Annotated in this window: 19 protein-coding genes; 6 read left to right on the top strand and 13 right to left on the bottom strand. The window is 58.0% G+C overall.

Going from position 1 to position 17,331, the window contains the following annotated elements:
* Window positions 1-31: 31 nt before the first annotated feature.
* Window positions 32-850 carry a sulfotransferase family protein gene (locus tag AC2FID_RS18975; protein WP_282120959.1) on the top strand — a complete coding sequence of 273 codons (819 nt, stop codon included), beginning with the start codon at window positions 32-34 and terminating at the stop codon, window positions 848-850.
* A 9-nt stretch (window positions 851-859) separates the two neighbouring features.
* Here AC2FID_RS18975 and AC2FID_RS18970 read toward each other — a convergent pair whose 3' ends face one another.
* Both AC2FID_RS18970 and ilvD read right to left on the bottom strand, forming a co-directional pair.
* On the bottom strand, window positions 860-1,309 hold the full coding sequence (locus AC2FID_RS18970; protein ID WP_496838180.1) for an NUDIX hydrolase: 450 nt from the start codon (window positions 1,307-1,309) through the stop codon (window positions 860-862).
* Between the two features lie 115 nt (window positions 1,310-1,424).
* Window positions 1,425-3,257 carry a dihydroxy-acid dehydratase gene (gene ilvD / locus AC2FID_RS18965; RefSeq protein ID WP_108861683.1) on the bottom strand — a complete coding sequence of 611 codons (1,833 nt, stop codon included), beginning with the start codon at window positions 3,255-3,257 and terminating at the stop codon, window positions 1,425-1,427.
* 104 nt (window positions 3,258-3,361) lie between these two features.
* Between ilvD and AC2FID_RS18960 the strand changes: the two genes are divergently transcribed.
* The 4 genes from AC2FID_RS18960 (at window position 3,362) to AC2FID_RS18945 (ending at window position 6,335) form a co-directional block, all read left to right on the top strand.
* A complete protein-coding gene (locus AC2FID_RS18960; RefSeq protein ID WP_282120957.1) occupies window positions 3,362-3,937 on the top strand; it encodes a helix-turn-helix domain-containing protein in 576 nt (191 codons plus the stop codon).
* Complete coding sequence (locus AC2FID_RS18955; RefSeq protein ID WP_282120956.1) at window positions 3,934-4,203, top strand: CBU_0592 family membrane protein; 270 nt, start codon at window positions 3,934-3,936, stop codon at window positions 4,201-4,203. The genes AC2FID_RS18960 and AC2FID_RS18955 overlap by 4 nt, the downstream gene beginning before the upstream one ends.
* A 93-nt stretch (window positions 4,204-4,296) precedes the next feature.
* The gene (gene sseA / locus AC2FID_RS18950) at window positions 4,297-5,151 is read left to right on the top strand and encodes a 3-mercaptopyruvate sulfurtransferase (RefSeq protein ID WP_282120955.1); all 855 of its coding nucleotides are present in this window, start codon (window positions 4,297-4,299) and stop codon (window positions 5,149-5,151) included.
* Window positions 5,151-6,335, top strand: a complete 1,185-nt coding sequence (locus tag AC2FID_RS18945) for an amino acid aminotransferase (RefSeq protein ID WP_496838177.1) — start codon at window positions 5,151-5,153, stop codon at window positions 6,333-6,335. The genes sseA and AC2FID_RS18945 overlap by 1 nt, the downstream gene beginning before the upstream one ends.
* Window position 6,336: 1 nt before the next feature.
* Here the strand turns inward: AC2FID_RS18945 and AC2FID_RS18940 are convergent, their stop codons facing one another.
* The 4 genes from AC2FID_RS18940 to AC2FID_RS18925 form a co-directional block, all read right to left on the bottom strand.
* Complete coding sequence (locus tag AC2FID_RS18940) at window positions 6,337-6,534, bottom strand: hypothetical protein (protein WP_496838175.1); 198 nt, start codon at window positions 6,532-6,534, stop codon at window positions 6,337-6,339.
* A gap of 18 nt (window positions 6,535-6,552) precedes the next feature.
* A complete protein-coding gene (locus tag AC2FID_RS18935) occupies window positions 6,553-6,726 on the bottom strand; it encodes a hypothetical protein (protein WP_496838173.1) in 174 nt (57 codons plus the stop codon).
* A 104-nt stretch (window positions 6,727-6,830) separates the two neighbouring features.
* Window positions 6,831-8,141, bottom strand: coding sequence for an ammonium transporter (gene amt, locus AC2FID_RS18930; protein WP_496838171.1), 1,311 nt, complete (start codon window positions 8,139-8,141; stop codon window positions 6,831-6,833).
* A 33-nt stretch (window positions 8,142-8,174) separates the two neighbouring features.
* Complete coding sequence (locus AC2FID_RS18925; protein ID WP_058273036.1) at window positions 8,175-8,513, bottom strand: P-II family nitrogen regulator; 339 nt, start codon at window positions 8,511-8,513, stop codon at window positions 8,175-8,177.
* Window positions 8,514-8,770: 257 nt separating this feature from the next.
* Between AC2FID_RS18925 and AC2FID_RS18920 the strand changes: the two genes are divergently transcribed.
* The gene (locus AC2FID_RS18920; RefSeq protein ID WP_496757924.1) at window positions 8,771-10,957 is read left to right on the top strand and encodes a transglycosylase domain-containing protein; all 2,187 of its coding nucleotides are present in this window, start codon (window positions 8,771-8,773) and stop codon (window positions 10,955-10,957) included.
* Window positions 10,958-11,005: 48 nt separating this feature from the next.
* On the opposite strand, the gene leuB is transcribed toward AC2FID_RS18920, so the two are convergent.
* The 7 genes from leuB to AC2FID_RS18885 all read right to left on the bottom strand — a co-directional run bounded on the left by leuB (window position 11,006) and on the right by AC2FID_RS18885 (window position 17,258).
* Complete coding sequence (gene leuB, locus AC2FID_RS18915; RefSeq protein WP_058273034.1) at window positions 11,006-12,109, bottom strand: 3-isopropylmalate dehydrogenase; 1,104 nt, start codon at window positions 12,107-12,109, stop codon at window positions 11,006-11,008.
* 166 nt (window positions 12,110-12,275) lie between these two features.
* Entirely contained in the window at window positions 12,276-13,307 is a 1,032-nt protein-coding gene (locus AC2FID_RS18910; RefSeq protein WP_496838168.1) for an endonuclease/exonuclease/phosphatase family protein, read from the bottom strand.
* Complete coding sequence (locus AC2FID_RS18905; RefSeq protein ID WP_282170875.1) at window positions 13,304-14,134, bottom strand: hypothetical protein; 831 nt, start codon at window positions 14,132-14,134, stop codon at window positions 13,304-13,306. Before AC2FID_RS18905 ends, AC2FID_RS18910 begins: the two co-directional genes overlap by 4 nt.
* Window positions 14,135-14,463: 329 nt before the next feature.
* Entirely contained in the window at window positions 14,464-15,069 is a 606-nt protein-coding gene (gene leuD, locus AC2FID_RS18900; protein WP_058273030.1) for a 3-isopropylmalate dehydratase small subunit, read from the bottom strand.
* Window positions 15,070-15,111: 42 nt separating this feature from the next.
* The gene (locus AC2FID_RS18895; RefSeq protein ID WP_109311305.1) at window positions 15,112-15,666 is read right to left on the bottom strand and encodes an HdeD family acid-resistance protein; all 555 of its coding nucleotides are present in this window, start codon (window positions 15,664-15,666) and stop codon (window positions 15,112-15,114) included.
* A gap of 37 nt (window positions 15,667-15,703) precedes the next feature.
* Window positions 15,704-17,107, bottom strand: coding sequence for a 3-isopropylmalate dehydratase large subunit (leuC, locus tag AC2FID_RS18890; RefSeq protein ID WP_496838165.1), 1,404 nt, complete (start codon window positions 17,105-17,107; stop codon window positions 15,704-15,706).
* A 52-nt stretch (window positions 17,108-17,159) separates the two neighbouring features.
* On the bottom strand, window positions 17,160-17,258 hold the full coding sequence (locus AC2FID_RS18885; protein WP_108861670.1) for an isopropylmalate isomerase: 99 nt from the start codon (window positions 17,256-17,258) through the stop codon (window positions 17,160-17,162).
* Window positions 17,259-17,331 lie beyond the last annotated feature (73 nt).

The following is a 17,331-nucleotide window of genomic DNA, read 5'->3' as shown; positions in this document are numbered from 1 at the left end:
TAAGACCAGATCAGCAAAGGAGGCACAGCAGATGGGTTTTCCCGGTACATGGATGACCGAAAGCGAAAGCATGGTTTACCGTGTGGTGCCGAAATGCGCCTGTTCGACCATTGGTCAGATCATGTTTTATTCCGATCACGGGCAGTTTTTTGATGGGGATATCCATGACGCAAAAGACGGGATGCACAAATGGGCCTTCGGTCCAAGTCAGGATCAGATCTCGGGAAATGTCCGCAATCACAAGTCCTTGGCCTTTACTTGCGTACGCAATCCCTACACTCGAATTCTAAGCTCGTTCTTCGACAAGATCTGCGGCATTCAGCGCAACGGCAAGCGGTATCGGGGCAATTTGGTGCCCACGCTTATCTATAATTACGGGATCGAAGTTGGCGGCGACGATGGCAAGGGTGAGTTCGATCAGATCGCCAGTTTCCGCCGGTTTTTGCTGTTTGCACGTGATACGATCCGCTGGCGCCGCCCGATGGATCCTGACATTCACTGGTCGGCCATGTCCGGGCATGTTTCTACCTTCATCGTGAATGGTGGGCAGTACGATCAGATTTTCTGGACTGAGCAGTTCAACGAAGGAATGCAAAGTGTCCTTGATCGGTTAGAGACACCGCACGCTGTGAATTTGTCCGAAATCCCGCGATTCAATGAATCCGAAGGCCACGGGCCCAAACGTGCGCATCCGGTCGAGGACTACTTTGACGACCTTTCGATGCATCTGGTCTACGAAATCTACAAACACGATTTCGAGTTGTTCAAATACGATTTTGAGAACCCGGGCAACAAGATGCCAATCGGTGAGATCGACCTGGACGAGGTGCACGCCAAACTGGGCGACTAGGCGAACGAGTCAGCGATTGATCAGGCACTCTTTCAGGCCAGACGGGTATAGCTCTGGGCCGCCGGTATCCAGAGCATCCAGACTGAACCATCCTGCTGTCCAGCTCAGGCCATTGTCTTCGGTGAATGAAATCGGCGCGTCGGGCCAGTTCAAAAGCTCGGGGCACTGAATCTCGGCCACAAAGATGATCTCATGCCCCTGATGCCCTTCATGCTGGTACAGGTTCTCAATCACCAGCGGTTGCCCTCTGACTTCAACCGTCACATCGAGTTCTTCGCGGAACTCACGTTTCAGGGCGTCATGCCATGTTTCGCCGAATTCGACCGATCCGCCCAACGGGCGAACACCCTTGATGCGACCGTCGTCATTTGGGACTTCAGCAGCAAGAAGGCGGTCCCCCCGCCAATGCAAGCCGATGGCTTTGACACGGATACCGTTATGCGGGCGCCAGAATGTCATGCTTCTCACCGATTGTGCTATGGATGTCGTTAAATACAAAAGAAAAAGGTCTCGCTAAACGAACTAGCGAGACCTTTGAAGTTATTGCAGTTTGGGTGGTTTGGAAACCGCTTCGTCAGACTTGGCGCACGGCACCTTTCGCGGCACTTGTCGCCAGCTTAGCATAGGCCTTGAGCGCGGTTGACACCTTGCGCTTGCGCGGTGCGGCGGGCACCCATCCCTTTTCGTCCTGCTCTTCGCGGCGAGCGGCCAGTTCTTCGTCAGACACGGCCAGATGAATGGTGCGGTTTGGAATGTCGATCTCAATCTTGTCGCCCTGCTTTACCAGACCGATTTCGCCACCCTCGGCAGCCTCAGGTGAAACGTGGCCGATTGACAGGCCCGATGTGCCGCCCGAGAAACGCCCATCGGTCAGCAAGGCGCAGGCTTTGCCCAGACCTTTGGATTTCAGGTACGAAGTCGGATAGAGCATTTCCTGCATCCCCGGACCGCCGCGCGGGCCTTCGTAGCGGATCACCACCACGTCGCCCTCTTTGACCTTGCCGGTAAGGATGTCGTTCACGGCCTGATCCTGGCTTTCGCAGACATAGGCAGAGCCGGTGAACGTCAGGCTGTTGGGATCAACGCCTGCCGTTTTCACGATACAGCCTTCGCGCGCGATGTTGCCGAACAGGACCGCCAGACCGCCATCCTGACTGAACGCGTGTTCCTTGGATCGGATTACACCGCCTTCGCGGTCGGTATCCAGTTCCTTGTACCGGTTCGACTGGCTGAATGCCTGCGTCGTGCGCACACCGCCGGGCGCGGCCTTGAACAGGTCCTGCGCTGCGGGGTTGTTGGCGACCTTGATGTCCCAATTGGCAATCGCTTCGCCCATGGTCGCCGAATGCACGGTGCTGCAATCTTCGTGCAGCAGTCCCGCGCGGCTGAGTTCACCGAGGATCGAGAAGATGCCACCGGCGCGGTGCACGTCCTCCATATGAACATTCTCAGTATTGGGCGCGACCTTGCACAGACACGGCACCTGACGGCTCAGGCGGTCCATATCGGTCATGGTGAAATGCACTTCACCCTCATGTGCGATGGCCAGCAGGTGCAACACCGTGTTGGTCGAACCGCCCATGGCGATATCCAGGCTCATCGCGTTTTCAAAGGCGTCGAACGTGGCGATTTCGCGCGGAAGGAAGCCTTTTTCGTCCAGATCGTAGTGGCGTTTGGTGATTTCCACGATCCGGCGACCTGCCTCAAGGAACAGCTCTTTGCGGTCCGCATGGGTGGCCAGGGTCGAGCCATTGCCCGGCAGCGCCAGCCCCAGAGCCTCGGCCAGACAGTTCATCGAGTTTGCGGTGAACATACCGGAACATGAGCCACAGGTTGGGCAGGCGTTCTCTTCGATGTGCTGGACCTGTTCGTCGGTGAACCTGTCGTCTGCGGCGGCGACCATTGCGTCAACCAGGTCGATCTTCTTGGCGTCCAGATCGGCGATGTCGATCTTGCCGGCCTCCATCGGTCCGCCCGAGACAAAGATCGCCGGGATATTCAGGCGCATCGCGGCCATCAGCATGCCGGGGGTGATCTTGTCGCAGTTCGAAATACACACCATCGCATCAGCGCAGTGGGCGTTGACCATGTATTCGACCGAATCCGCGATCACTTCGCGCGAGGGCAGAGAATACAGCATGCCGTCATGGCCCATGGCGATACCGTCATCGACCGCGATGGTGTTGAACTCTTTCGCAACGCCGCCAGCGGCTTCAACCTCGCGCGCGACCATCTGGCCCAGGTCTTTCAGGTGCACGTGGCCCGGCACGAACTGGGTGAAAGAGTTGACGATAGCGATGATCGGTTTGCCGAAATCGTCGTCACCCATTCCGGTGGCGCGCCACAGGCCGCGGGCACCGGCCATGTTGCGGCCATGGGTAGAGGTTCTGGATCGGTACATTGGCATGATGCTGTTTCCCTATTACCCAAGCTGCGATATTGGGTGTGTACGTTATAGCGCACGTATCATATGTACGTTATAACGCACAAGACAAATCGCAAGGCCTGGGTATGGAATCGGACGAACTAACACTTAAACTCAGGGATGTTCGCGCAGCGTCAGGGCTGAGCCTGTCCAAAGTGGCCGAACTTACCGGGGTTAGCAAAGCCATGCTGGGTCAGATTGAACGCGGCGAATCAAGCCCGACGATCGCGACCTTGTGGAAGATCGCAAAAGGTTTCCAACTTCCGTTAAGTGCTTTGATCGGCACCGCTGCGATGCGCGACACAAAGGACACCGGCGTATTTAGCACAGTAACTTTCCCGGGCAGCATCGAGGTAAAGATTGTCTTCCCCTTTGATCCCGCGTTGGGCGCCGAAACATTTCACGTAGATCTGTCGCCGAATCAAAGTCATGAATCACCCGCCCATGCAGCCGGCGTGACCGAAGAGGTTTTTGTACTGAACGGAACACTGGACGTCCTGCGCAATGGAAACTGGGTTCCACTACAAGCCGGTCAGGGGTTGCGGTTCGCAGCTGACGTGCCGCACGGGTACCGCGCCGGTGATTGTGGGGCGGCATTCCTCAACATGCATCACTATTCGCAACCAATTGAGTTTCCAGAGCAGGACCGAACACTTCAATGACCGCATTTTTTGACAGCCTGACCTTCGTGGATGCCATCGGTTCTTTCGGGGCATTGATTGTAGTTGCGGCTTATTTTGCCACCCAGATGCGAATGATGAACTCGGATGACCTTGCTTTTCCGATGGTGAACTTGATCGGCTCGATTCTGATCGTGTTTTCGTTGATGCAGAACTTCAATCTGGCGTCGATGCTGATCGAAGGGTTCTGGATTATCATCAGCGTCATCGGGATTATTCAGTATTTTCGCCTGCGTCGGGTGCGGTAAATCCAGAACGACTTGGGCGCTAGCGTTATCCAGCCTTGAACCAGCATCCCACCAAGTATAGGGAAAAACCAAACGCGTTTAGGGGAGGCTTTTATGCAGGACGATCCGAAAACCCTCGTTTCTACCGAATGGCTTGCCGCCCATCTCAAGGACCCGGATCTGCGGGTTCTGGATGGGTCATGGTATCTGCCACAGCAAGGGCGCGACGCAAAGGCCGAATACGATGCCGCTCATATCCCCGGCGCACGGTTCTTTGATATCGATGACATTTCGGACCACCGCTCGGACCTCCCACATATGGCACCTCCGGTCGAAAAGTTCATGTCCCGTCTTCGGGCGATGGGCGTAGGGGATGGCCATCAGGTCGTTGTCTATGACGGGGCTGGCCTGATGTCCGCGGCCCGTGTCTGGTGGTTGTTCCGACTGATGGGGCAGGAAAACATCGCCGTTCTGGATGGCGGTCTGCCCAAGTGGCAAGCCGAAGGGCATGAGATCGAAGATCTGCCGCCGGTGATCCGCGACCGCCACATGACCGTTCGGGTCCAGAACCATCTGGTCCGTGACGTCACACAGGTATCTGCCGCCGCCAAGCTCGGAGATCATGAGATTATCGACGCACGCTCTGCCGATCGTTTTGCCGGAACCGGGACAGAACCGCGCGAAGGGCTGCGCCCAGGCCGTATTCCAGGGTCGCGCAATGTGCCCTTCGGCACGTTGCTGAACAAGAACGGCACGATGAAATCCCCCGAGGAATGCCGCGCCATCTTCGAGTCCGCAGGTGTGGACCTGTCGAAACCGGCCATCACATCCTGCGGGTCGGGTGTGACCGCCGCGATCCTCAGCCTTGCGCTTGAGCGCATCGGCAAGAAAGACCACTCGCTTTATGACGGCTCCTGGGCTGAATGGGGCGCCTTCCCGACCCTGCCCGTCGCAACCGGAGAGAACTGATGTTCGAAAACCTCAAACCGCAGCCTGCCGACAAGATTCTGGCGCTGATGCAGGCGTATCGCGAAGACCCGCGCGATCAAAAAATCGACCTAGGCGTTGGTGTTTACAAAAATGCCGAGGGTGTTACCCCGGTGATGCGTGCAGTGAAAGCGGCTGAAAAGCGTATTCTCGAAGAGCAGGAGTCGAAGGCCTACACCGGATTGGCAGGCGACCCGGCTTTTGCCGATGCGATGATTGGCCTGATCCTGGGCACCTCGGTTCCACGCGGCAACATCGCTGCTGTGGCGACGCCCGGCGGAACCGGTGCCTGCCGTCAGGCATTTGAGATGATCCGCATGGCCAACCCCTCGGCCCGCGTGTTCGTGTCGAACCCGACATGGCCCAACCACCTGTCGATCCTGAACTATCTGGGGATGGAGACGGTCCAATACCGGTATTTCGATGGTGAAACCCGAGGCGTCGATTTCGACGGCATGATCGAGGACCTGAAAACCGCGAATGCGGGCGACGTGATCTTGCTGCACGGTTGCTGCCACAACCCGACCGGTGCCAACCTGAACATGGTGCAGTGGCAGGAGGTCGTGAACCTGATCAACGAGCGCGGCCTCGTGGCAATGATCGATATCGCCTATCAGGGCTTTGGCGACGGTCTGGAAGAGGATGCGCAGGCGACCCGCCTGGTGGCCTCATCGGTCAATCGTTGCCTGATTGCCGCGTCCTGCTCGAAGAATTTCGGTGTCTACCGCGAGCGGACCGGCCTGTTGATGGCCATCAGTGATGACCCGGCGCAGACAGCTCTGAACCAGTCCACGCTGGCCTTCCTGAACCGTCAGAACTACTCGTTCCCGCCAGATCACGGTGCGCGGGTGGTGACGACGATCCTGAACGACGAAGCCCTGCGCGCTGACTGGGCGGCTGAGCTGGAAGAGGTGCGCCTGTCCATGCTGGGCTTGCGCCAACAACTGGCAGACGAGCTGCAGGCCCAAAGTGGGTCCGATCGCTTTGGGTTTGTCGCCCAGCACCGCGGCATGTTCTCGCGTTTGGGGGCGGCACCGGAACTGGTCGAAAAGCTGCGCGCGGATCATGGCATCTATATGGTTGGAGATAGCCGCCTGAACGTCGCCGGACTGAACGCGACAACCGTGCCGATATTGGCCAAAGCGATCGTCGACGTCGGCGTGTAAACTAAGAACTGGTTGCGCCCGGCCTGTCCGGGCGCGGCGGTGTTTCTACAAATTCCATGTCTCCGTCCGCGACGGCAAACGGTTCTCCGCCAGCGGTTAACACCGCTCGATCCTTCATTGCTCGGAAATCGAAAATCGCGTTCAGAACGACGTCTGACCGGCCCTGATACTCGTGTGGCCGGTAGATGCTGATACCCATCTGCTCATCCAGTCGTTTTTATGTGTATTGGGCCTCACCAACTAGCTTGCCCCCGGAAGTCACATAGCACGTTGTCTCTGTTTCGTAGCTGACTGTATGGGTGGACAGATTCTTGAAATCACCAAGTTCAGAGTGATGAACGCCGGTCCATTTCAGGCTGGTGCCAACAAGTGTTTCGGGTGCCTCGGCCATATCAGTATCTCCTTGAGCGGCTGGGATCAGAGTAACCGAGGATGACGCTCAAACAAAACAACCCCGGCATTGCGCCGGAGTTGTCAATCTTTGTGGCTTAGGCCTTAGCCCTTGGAGAATTCCGGATAAGCTTCCATACCCAGTTCCGCCATATCCAGACCGTTGATCTCGTCCTCTTCGCTGACGCGGATGCCAACCGTGGCTTTCAGGATCGTCCAAAGGATTGCGGCTCCGACAAAGGTGAACACACCATAAGCAACGATACCGGTCAGTTGGGTGATCAAGTTGGCCTCACCGTAGAAGATCACTGCGATGGTGCCCCAGATACCGGCAAACAGGTGAACCGGGATGGCGCCGACTACGTCATCGATCTTGAACTTGTCCAGCATCGGAACCGCAAAGACCACGATGATGCCGCCCACAGCGCCGATCCACAATGCTCCGAATAGGGTTGGGGCAAGCGGTTCTGCGGTGATCGAGACCAGGCCGGCCAGCGCGCCGTTCAGCACCATGGTCAGGTCAGGTTTCTTGTACAACACCTGCGTCATGATCAGGGCTGCGATAGCACCAGATGCGGCGGCCATGTTTGTGTTGGCAAAGATGCGGGACACGTCGGATACGTCACCTACGGTGCCCATCGCCAGCTGCGAGCCGCCGTTGAAGCCAAACCAACCCAGCCAAAGGATGAACGTACCCAGAGTTGCCAGCGCCAGGTTAGAACCGGGCATCGGGTGAACTTTGCCGTCTTTGTACTTGCCAATGCGGGGGCCAAGGATCAGGCAGCCCGCCAGAGCGGCCCATCCGCCGACCGAATGCACAACTGTCGAACCGGCGAAGTCGGAAAAGCCCATGGCATCCAGCCAGCCGCCGCCCCATTTCCACGATCCAGAGATCGGGTAGAGGATACCAGTCAGCACGATGACGAAGACCAGGAAGGGCCACAGCTTTATGCGCTCGGCCACGGCACCGGACACGATGGATGCGGTTGCCGCCACAAAGACCAGCTGGAAGAAGAAATCCGAACCGATAGACGCGTAATCTAACGCCGCGTCTGCGGGCGCAACACCCACGGCATCAAGCACGGTCGGGCCGCCAAGAGCAAAGAACCCATTGAAGTCGCCCGGGTACATCGTGTTGAAGCCGACCAGCCAGTACATGATCGCGGCAATCGAAAACAGCGCGATGTTCTTGATCATCTGCATGGCAACGTTCTTGGAACGCACCAGACCGCCCTCGAGCATGGCAAATCCTGCAGCCATGAAGAAGACAAGGAAGCCTGCCATCAGGAACAACAGGGTGGTAAAAATATACTGGGTGTGCAGCGCGGCTTCGCCCTCGGCGGCCTCTTGCGCCAGACCCATCTGCGGCAGCACGACTAGCGCGGCGGCTGGGATGAGAGATTTCATCAGGTTCATTGTCAGTCCTCGAATGCTTTGGAGTGGCGGCGCTTACAGCGCCTCTTCGTTCGTTTCCCCGGTCCGCACGCGCAGCGCCTGCTCGACATCAAGGACGAAAATCTTGCCGTCACCGATTTTGCCGGTCTTGGCGGTTTTGGTGATGGTCTCGACGATTTGGTCGGCCATCGTGGCGGGCACCACGATTTCAAGCTTGATCTTGGGCACGAAATTCACCGCGTATTCGGCCCCACGATAGATTTCGGTGTGGCCCGATTGCGAGCCGAAGCCCTTGATCTCGGTCACCATCATGCCGCGCACGCCGGCCTCGGTCAGTGCCTCGCGCACCTCCTCCAGCTTGAATGGCTTGATTGTCGCAATGATCAGTTTCACGTCTTTCCCCTCTTCCTGTCCGGCAGGACCGGTTGTTTGCACCTGCAGAAAGAGAGCGTGACTGACCGCTGTTAGAAACGGTCAGGGCGGGTGAACGCAGGGGAAAAGGGGAGAAGGTGCACAATTTTTGCACAAAGAAACGTTTTTGCCCAAAAATCAGGCAAACTTTAGAGGCCGGTTAGCGGAATTTCATACCTCTACTTCGCGCCAGTGGCAGGGTATGGTGCCTCAAAATGATAACCGGGCAGAGTTTGAGCATGACTGAGTCCAAGCGCCGCAAGACATCGCTTGTTGCGGACAAAAGATACCCTTCCAAAGGGCGCAAACCCGCGACCACAAAGCGGACGACAAAGCCCGCCGGCAAAAAGGCGACGGCGCGTAAAACGTCGACGCGCAAAACCGCCCGAAAGAAAACCCGCAAGACGTCCGGTGGTGGCGGCGGCTTCTTTCGCCGCATGTTCCGTTGGATTTGGCGGTTGATTTGGGGAGTGACCTGGCGTGTGGGCGCGGTGGCTGCCATGCTGTTGGCTTTGGCGGTTGGGGTTGTCTACTCCTCTCTGCCTGACGTCGATGCTTTGCTAGACGGTCGGGCGCGCGGGTCGGTGACCCTGTTGGATCGGGACGGCAAGGTCTTTGCCTGGCGTGGGGACCAATTTGGTGGGGTGATCACGGCCGATACCGTCTCGCCGCATCTGAAGAACGCCGTCGTCGCGACCGAGGACAAGCGGTTCTATCGCCATTTCGGCGTCAGCCCGCGCGGTGTCGCAAGCGCTGTGCGCATCAACCTGAGCGAAGGGCGCGGACCGCTGTCGGGGCATGGTGGGTCGACCATCACGCAGCAGACGGCCAAGCTGTTGTGTCTGGGTGTACCTTATGAGCCCAGTGAATGGGAATCCGAAGCTGCTTATGAGTCCGATTGCCGTCAAGGCTCGCTTTGGCGCAAGGCCAAAGAGGCGGTCTATGCGATGGCGATGGAGGTCAAGTATTCCAAGGACGAGATCCTGACCATCTATCTGAACCGGGCTTTCCTGGGCGCGGGTGCGCGCGGGTTCGAGGCGGCAAGCCAACGCTATTTCGGGATTTCGGCGGCTGAGGTCAGCCCGTCGCAGGCTGCTATGCTGGCTGGTCTGCTGGTGGCACCGACGCGCTATGCACCGACGAATAACCTTCAACGTTCGCAGGATCGGGCGCGGCTGGTGGTTGGCCTGATGGAGGCACAGGGGTATCTGACCTCGGCACAAGCAAGCAGTGCGCGCAGCAATCCCGCGCAACTGTCCGAAGCCGCGGCTGCGCGGGCGGGCGGATATTTCGCCGATTGGGTGATGGCCAGTGGGCCCGAGTTCTTTACACGCAACACGACCGAAGACGTTGTGATCCGCACCACGCTGGATCAACGTATCCAGAAATCAGCAGAAGAAGCGCTGCAATTCATCTTTCAAGAAAAGGTCCGCGAAGGATCAAAGGCGCAGGCCGCGATCGTGGTGATGTCGGCGGACGGGGCCGTGCGCGGCATGGTTGGCGGGCGCAAGACCCGCGTGTCCGGCGCATTCAACCGCGCCACGCAAGCGCTGCGGCAAACAGGGTCTTCGTTCAAACCCTTCGTGTATGCCACCGCGCTTGAGCTGGGATATTCGCCATTGGATACGGTGGTGGATGAGCCCTACTGCGTGAACATTCCGGGCTCTGGCCAATGGTGTCCCAAGAACTACACCAACAAGTTTTACGGACGCGTCACACTGGCAGATGCGTTGAAAAACTCGTTGAACATCCCGGCGGTCAGAGTGGCCGAGATATCCGGGCTGGACAATGTCCGCACGGTGGCCAGCGAATTCGGTATCGATAGTGATCTGGCGCAAGGCCCCGCTCTGGCGCTGGGCGCGTCGGAAAGCACGCTGATCGAGATGACGGGGGCTTACGCCGGCATCCTGAACGGTGGCTCGGCGGTGGAACCCTATGGGCTGACCGAATTGAAGCTGTTGGGCGATCAAACCCCGGTCATGGTGACGACAACCGGCATTGGTGAGCGGGTCATCAACGACAAAGCCGCCAAACAGCTGACGTGGATGATGGAGCGTGTCGTGTCCGAAGGCACCGGTGCGCGCGCTCAGTTGCCCGGTTGGCAGGTCGCGGGAAAGACGGGGACGACTCAGGCAGCCCGCGATGCTTGGTTCATCGGTTTTACGGCAGACTACGTGACGGGCATCTGGATGGGGTATGACGACAACACCCCATTATCCGGTGTGACCGGAGGCGGGTTGCCGGCTGAAATCTGGAAAGAAACCATGCTGCGCGTGACCGAAGGCATGACACCGACGCCGTTGCCGATGCTGGCCCCGGACCCACCGGTCAGAACAGCGCAACCTCAGCAACAGCGCCGTAAGAACCAAACCGGGTTGGACCGGGCCATCAACAATCTGCTGAACAACATTTTCGGTGGAAACTAAAAAAGGCGGTGCGCTGGGCACCGCCTTTTCAATTGAATGAGCGTCTGATCAGAGGCTGTCGTCAAGGGCGGCCAAAATCGCATCACCCATTTCCGTGGTCGAAACCGGCGTGACGCCTTCGTCGGCCAGCAGATCACCAGTACGGACGCCGTCGGCCAGTACCTTCTCGATTGCGGCTTCCAGACGGTCCGCTTCTTCAAGCTGATCAAAGCTATAGCGCAGGGCCATGGCAAAGCTGAGGATACAGGCGATCGGGTTGGCTTTGCCCTGACCGGTGATATCCGGGGCCGAACCATGGACCGGTTCGTACATCGCCTTGGGGCGGCCATTCGCCATCGGAGCACCCAACGAGGCCGACGGTAGCATTCCCAGCGAGCCGGTTAGCATCGCCGCGCAATCCGACAGGATGTCGCCGAACAGGTTGTCTGTCAGGATGACGTCGAACTGTTTGGGCGCACGCACCAACTGCATCGCGCCATTGTCGGCATACATATGGCTCAGCTCGACCTCGGGGTAATCCTTGGCCACACGGTTCACAACTTCGCGCCACAGGATGCCCGATTCCATGACGTTGGCTTTCTCCATCGAGCAGACCTTTTTGTTCCGGCGCATTGCCAGTTCAAAGGCTGAGCGCGCGGCGCGTTCGATCTCAGATTCGGTATAGCGCTGGGTGTTGATGCCAACACGTTCATTGCCTTCCTCGAAGATGCCGCGCGGCTCGCCGAAATAGACGCCCGAAGTCAACTCGCGCACGATCATGATATCGAGGCCGGCAACGATGTCTTTCTTCAGCGACGAGAAATCGGCCAACGCGTCAAAACACTGTGCCGGGCGCAGGTTGGAATACAGGTCCATCTCTTTGCGCAGGCGCAGCAAGCCGCGCTCGGGCTTGAGGCTGAAATCCAGATCGTCGTATTTCGGGCCGCCAACAGCACCCAGCAGAACCGCGTCAACCTCTTGCGCTTTGGCCATCGTCTCGTCCGACAGGGGCTTGCCATGCGCATCATACGCGGCACCGCCGACCAGATCCTCGCTCACGTCGAATTCCAGGCCGCGTTTCGCACCGAACCAGTCGATGACTCTGCGCACTTCGGCCATGACTTCGGGGCCAATTCCGTCTCCGGGCAGGATGAGGAGCGAGGGGTTGGACATGAAGGATCTCCTTGCGTTTTACAGCACAGGCCCTAGCGCCTGCGCGGCATCGGGTCAATGAGACGATCCCGCCTGACGGCAAGGAAAATACAGGTTTGTTTCCGTTAGCGTCTGAAAATTGCGTCAGGTCTGCCTTGTAGGCCAGATCATGGCGCAAAGTGCCGTATCAGCGAGGCAGTGTCAGGTCGACCCAGATCAGCCGGTGACGGCTGGCGCTTTCGGCGGTTTCGCGTTCCTCGGAGCCCGCGGCGGGCCAGTGCACCCCGGAATCCACCACCTGCCATTGGGCCGATGGCAGGACGTAATCGACCCGCATTGGACCAACCGTTTTCCAGACCACCGTTGTCAAATCGCCTGAGGGGTCTTCGGGTGAAGGGTCCTGAAGGCGGGGGTCGTTCAAAAACTCTCGGATCGCTTCTTTGCGTCCATCACCTCGCGCTGGGTCCAGATTGGCGTCACCCGCGATGACAAACAGACGATCGGGCTTGCGCCCGACTGCCCCATCCATCACAGCTGACCAAAGGCGGATCTCGTCCTTGTTCCTCAGTCCATTGCGATCCTCTAGCCCGTCAAACACCGGAGGCGCGGCGTGGAAGGTCATCAAATCCAGCTGCCCTGCCGGAGTTTCAATGGGCACAATCCAATGCGCCACGGATGAAAGCCGCTGTACGTTCTGCGCCGGTTCTGATGGGTAGGGGCTTGCGTCATGTTGAGGCAGTTCAGCGCCGGGCAGATCCAGCCATAGCAGGTCGGACAGGTCCTGAATCTGATCCGAAGCGATGGGATAGCGGGACATCACGGCCAGCCCGCCCTGACCGGTGAACCGACCCCAGCCTTGCGCGTCGCCGGGGCCGTTGGTGCGACCATCTCCGTCCAGATCAAGATCCGTTTCCAGGCCGGAATTTGGTTGGGCTGCGAAAGTGTAGGGGTAATCCAATCCGGCCTCGCGCAACCGATTTGCCAGCGCCGCCAGCGCCAGCCCCTCGAAATCCCAGTCGATCCCCTGCAACGCAATGATATCGGGGCGGGTGTCCGCCAAAACGGCAACAACCGCCATCACCTGATCATCACCGCGGTGAATATCCCGCAACAGCAATCCCGGACCATCGCGGCTGAGCTCTGTGTTGTAGGTGGCAATACGGATCGTGTCTGCCTGTGCCACAACGGGCAACAGCAGCAGGATCAGGATGCGGATCATGCGGTCTGCGTAGACTCGGCTGTGGAATAGGCGCGCCGTTTTTCGACGATCAGATTGGCAATGCGCAGGGTCGCCATGCCACGCATGATCATACTGGCCGGTAGGAAGGCCCAGGCGCTGAGCGTCCAGATCAGGGTCTGAGGATTGCTCAGTGAGATCGGATCGGCATAGTCAGTCAGCAGTTTGATCAGCGCCGGGATCAGGAATGGCAGCAGAATACCGATGCAAATGTTCAGCCGACCGTCGCGCTGCAGGCGCGTAACTACGTCGCCGCCTTTGGTGGGGTCGAACAGCGGAAGATTGGTCCAGACATTGAAGGCGCCATTTCCGGTCGGCCAGCCGCGCACTTTCACCGCATAGGCAAAGCTGGCGATCGTCACCAAAGCAGCGACATACGCGACGCTGGCAGAAATACGGACAAGTTCGATCAGGGGGGCGCTTGCATCAGTCGGCAGCATCAGGATGATCAGCCGTACTGGCGAGTAGGGAAAGTCGACCACATTCGCGACGCCCACGCCGAAGGAATAGAAAACTGTCGTTAGGCCGGTCGGCGTATATGCGTTTTTGCAGATCAACGTCAGGAACGTGACCATCGACATCAGGCCGACAAAGCGCAAACGGTTCACAGGTGGCGCATCGCGGAATTCGATAAAGCTGGGAAAGGAGGAGTTGTATTCAGCGAATGTCAGGAAAAACGCGAGAATGGCGAGAAAGACGACAATCTCGGTCCCATTCGTAGACGTTACAGGCAGGTACAACGCGGGCGTCAGCACCAAAAGTGCGACCAATAATCCCCGAATCGCCGCCCCTGTTGTGCGCGCAATCACTATCCAAACCCTTTCAAACCGGATTGACCGCTTCTTTGACGGTTTCGTCCCAACTTGTGCCCGATAATTATTATTCGACGGGTGCCTCTATTATCGCCAACACTGACGATAAGCGGCAATCCGCTCAAGCCAAGCTGCAGAAAACACGGAATTTCAGGCAAAAAGATGGCGAAACTGGTGCGCCTTTGCATCATTTCCGTCGCAAATTCGGCGTGTATCAGAGGGGGAATACCACATGTTGTGGTTGCCGGGTCAATAACCCCAAGAACGCGAAAGGGGTCGCCCAGGCGACCCCGATAGGTTGAGTATCCACAGATTCGTTCTTGGAATCACACCCAGGGGCGGGCCTGGCTTGCGTGATCCTCGAATTTGTCGATGTGGTGATCTTTTTCCATCGTCAGGCCGATATCGTCCAAACCATTCAGCAGGCAATGCTTGCGATGTGGGTCGACACTGAACTCGATCACAACGCCATCCGAGGTGGTGATCTGCTGATCTTCCAGATGCACGGTCATGCGGGCGTTTTCGCCTTTATGCGCATCTTCCATCAGGATCGCGTGGTGTTCTTCTTCGACCACGATAGGCAGAATGCCGTTCTTGAAGCAGTTGTTAAAGAAGATGTCGGCAAAGCTGGTCGAGATCACAACCTTGATGCCGAAATCCTTGATCGCCCAGGGCGCGTGTTCGCGCGACGAGCCGCAGCCGAAATTGTCACCGGCAACCAGAATCTCTGTCTGACGATAGGCGGGTTTGTTCAGCACGAAATCTTCATTTTCGCCGCCATGTTCATGATAGCGCATCTCATCAAACAGCACGACACCAAGGCCGGACCGTTTGATGGTTTTCAGGTGCACTTTCGGGATGATCATATCGGTGTCGATATTGATCAGCGGCATTGGGGCGGCCACCCCGTGGACTTTGTCGAACTTTTCCATGTCTACACTCCTGCGAGAGAGGGCCGCGCCCGTGTCCCGCGTTTAAGCTTGTTTCGCTTCTGTTGTTGCGTCGTTGGGTGCGTTCCGGATGAAGAACGCCATAAAGACCAGGCCGAACCCGTTGAACAGCATCTCAATGCCCAGGAAGATACCCAGAATGCTCAGCAGCACCTGAGGATCGCTTCCCACATATGTCCAGATGATGCCCGCGAGGACGATCGACAAGATGCCCGAGATCATCGTGGGCCAGAAAAACTGTGTTCCTTTCATCTGGAACGACAGAATGACCCGCGCGATGCCGCCTGCCATGAACAGGATCAGCATCACGGTTGCCAGTGTCAGGGTTCCCTGCAGCGGGTGATCCAGAAAGGACCAGCCCAGAAACAGCATCACCGCACCCATGATGAGTGACAGAATTTTGTTGCCGGTACCTTCAACCGTAAAGCCGCCAACAACTTGCAGCGCGCCCGAGATCAGCAGCAACACACCGGTTACCACCGTCACGGCGACAGACGCCACAACTGGCGCGCCCAGTACAAAGATACCGAACGCTATGGACAGAAGCCCCAGTAGGAGCCATTTGACCCAGTCACTCATGTTTTCAATCCCTCAAATATCTAGATGTGATGGGACCTTACATCAATTCACGCACGTCTGTCAGCCGTCCTGTGATTGCCGCAGCGGCAGCCATTGCAGGGCTCAGCAAATGGGTACGTCCGCCCCGGCCCTGACGGCCTTCGAAGTTGCGGTTTGAGGTCGCTGCACAGCGTTCGCCCGGCTGCAGCTGGTCAGGGTTCATCGCCAGACACATTGAACATCCTGCCAGACGCCATTCGAAACCGGCATCCTTGAAAATCTCGGCCAGACCTTCTTCTTCGGCCTGCGCCCGAACCAGGCCCGAACCTGGCACGACCATGGCACGCATGCCGTCCTTGACCTTTTTGCCCTTCAGGATCTCGGCCGCGGCGCGCAGGTCTTCGATGCGGCCATTTGTGCAGGATCCGATAAACACCGTGTCGATCTCGACATCGCTCAGCTTTTGACCAACTTCCAGACCCATGTACTCGATCGAGCGGCGGGCTGCGTCGACCTTGCCACCTTCGAAATCTTCGGGGTTCGGTACAGTTGCGGTGATCGGCAGAACATCCTCGGGGCTGGTGCCCCAGGTCACGACAGGCGCGATGTCTTCGCCACGCAGGGTGATGACCTTGTCGAAATGCGCGTCATCGTCGGTAAACAGCGTTTTCCACCATGTCAGAGCGGCTTCCCACTGGGCACCTTTCGGCGCGTGTGGACGGCCTTTGACATATTCATAGGTGATCTCGTCCGGCGCGATCAGGCCCGCACGTGCACCGCCTTCGATCGCCATATTGCAAACGGTCATGCGGCCTTCCATCGACAGATCGCGGATCGCTTCGCCGCAATATTCGATGACATAGCCGGTTCCACCGGCAGTGCCGGTCTCACCAATGACAGCCAGAGTAATATCCTTGGCGGTCACACCCGGCTGCAATTTGCCGGTGATTTCCACCTTCATGTTCTTGGATTTCTTCTGGATCAGAGTCTGCGTGGCCAGAACATGTTCAACCTCGGACGTGCCGATGCCGTGGGCCAATGCGCCAAACGCACCGTGGGTGGCCGTGTGGCTGTCACCACAAACAACGGTCATGCCAGGCAGGGTCCAGCCCTGTTCGGGGCCGACGATGTGCACGATGCCCTGACGAACGTCATTCACCGGGTAATAGTGAATACCAAAATCCTTGGCGTTCTTATCCAGTGCTTCGACCTGAATACGCGATTCGGGGTTTTCGATCCCGTTTACGCGATCCGCAGTAGTCGGAACGTTGTGATCCGGCACGGCGATGGTCTTTTCCGGTGCGCGCACCGGACGACCCGCCATACGAAGCCCTTCAAAGGCTTGCGGGCTGGTGACTTCGTGCACCAGATGGCGGTCGATATAAAGCAGGCAGGTTCCATCATCGGCTTCGTGCGCGACATGGGCATCCCAGATCTTGTCATAGAGTGTTTTGGGGGACATCGGTCCTCTCCCGTATGTAATGAGAAATAGCTGGCGAGTGGCTGGGCGCCGCTTATAGGCGGGCCAGAACCGTGCGGGCGGCCCCAAAGAACCGTTCACGCAGGCGCGTGCGGTCTTGCAGTGTCGGAGCAGGGGCCAAATAGACTCTCATGCGCCTCAGATATATCGCGTGTGCCCGTCAATCAAGGTTCAATCCGGCCTCGGGCTTGCATCACCCCGAGTTG

This window comes from Ruegeria sp. CDSC068 (assembly GCF_059610545.1).
Note: the sequence above shows the minus strand (reverse complement) of the source record. Positions and strands in the feature narration are given on the sequence as shown.